Genomic DNA, 1,309 nt, shown 5'->3' with positions numbered 1-1,309 from the left:
GCCTGGGTGGCCCCCGCCCGTTCCCCCGAGCGCCTCATCCTAGACGTTTTCCAGCGGCTACGGCGCCGTCAGGCGGAGCGGCTCACGCACCGCGGCCCGGAGGAACTCGGCCACCCGCTCCAGGGAGTCGGTCCGCTCCAGCTCCGTTGGGAAGCGCCGGAACGACTCCGGCGGCCCGTAGAGGATGACGGGCTTGCCATAGCGCAGGGCCAGGGCCGCCTCGGCCACCGTGCCCGCGCCCCCGGGCAGTGACACCAGGGCGTGCGGCGTGAGCACGTTGATGTGATTGCGGCTGAGCGGCTCCGTCCCCTGCACGCCGCTGAGCGGCAGGTGCGTGTAGATGGGCAGCTCCACGTTGGGGTTGGGGTAGCCCGGACGGGGCCGGTACTCGCCGCCCTCCACCGCGCCGGGGACGATGCCAATGGAGATGCCGTGCCGGTACGCCACCTGGACGAACGCGTCCGCCGCCGTCCGCATCACCCCGCTGCCCGCGCCCGTGAGCAGGTCGAAGCCCGCCTCGGCGATCCACCGGACCAACGGGACGACCCGCTCCGCGTGGTCCTCCTTGCCAGAACCGAAGACACCGATGATCCGCCGTGGCCTGCGCATGGGCTTCGCTCCTTCCCCCGGTATGACGGGCCCGCCCTCCAGCTTGTTCCAACCGCGCGCCGCATTCCTCTCACGACGGTTCATTGCCCCACATTCCCCCCGCCGGGCGTTCACCGATGGAAGCCTGCGCGCCTGGAGCGTGACGGAGTGGACGCTTCGCCTGTCAGACCCCCGCTCTACCTTCATCCGCATGCGCCTGGAGGTCGTCCATGTTCGACAGTTGTGGAGGATGTGAGCGCCGCGGAAGCGCCGGTGAAGTGTTCGACTGGTGCGCCCACTGCGAGCTGTCCCTGTGCCCCCGCTGCATGGAGCGCGGCTGCTGCGACAGCGAGCCCGCCGAATCCGGCCGCTCGGCGCCCCGGTGCCTGCCGGAGCCCCCCGAGGACGACGAGGCCACGGCCCTCCCCGAGCACTTCGGCGGCCGGTGCTGCACCCGCGCTCGCGCCGTGGCGTGCTCCTGCGCCTTCCACTGGGTTTGCGCCCACCACGGCGATCAACACATCGGCACGCATGACTGACGTTCCCGTTGTCCGCTGGGAACGGATCTCCACGCGCCGTGTTCGACGCACCCGGCCACGCCCGAAAATGACGTTTCACCTGGTATTTTCCGGGCAGGCCCGATTGCTCAGTTCCTGAGAGGGTGTGAGGATGCGTGTGAGACAGCTTTTGTGTCTCACCCCCACCTTGAGCCCCTCCGAGG

2 protein-coding genes are annotated in these 1,309 nt (G+C 70.1%); one reads left to right on the top strand and one right to left on the bottom strand.

The window, feature by feature from the left end:
- Window positions 1-57 precede the first annotated feature (57 nt).
- Entirely contained in the window at window positions 58-609 is a 552-nt protein-coding gene (locus G4D87_RS37840; RefSeq protein ID WP_163787603.1) for an SLOG cluster 4 domain-containing protein, read from the bottom strand.
- A gap of 209 nt (window positions 610-818) precedes the next feature.
- Here G4D87_RS37840 and G4D87_RS37835 point away from each other — a divergent pair, with 209 nt between their 5' ends.
- Window positions 819-1,127, top strand: coding sequence for a hypothetical protein (locus tag G4D87_RS37835; protein WP_163787602.1), 309 nt, complete (start codon window positions 819-821; stop codon window positions 1,125-1,127).
- Window positions 1,128-1,309: the final 182 nt, after the last annotated feature.

The sequence above is a fragment of the Myxococcus vastator genome, assembly GCF_010894475.1.
Lineage (GTDB): Bacteria > Myxococcota > Myxococcia > Myxococcales > Myxococcaceae > Myxococcus > Myxococcus vastator.
This window is presented reverse-complemented; position numbering and strand designations above follow the sequence as displayed.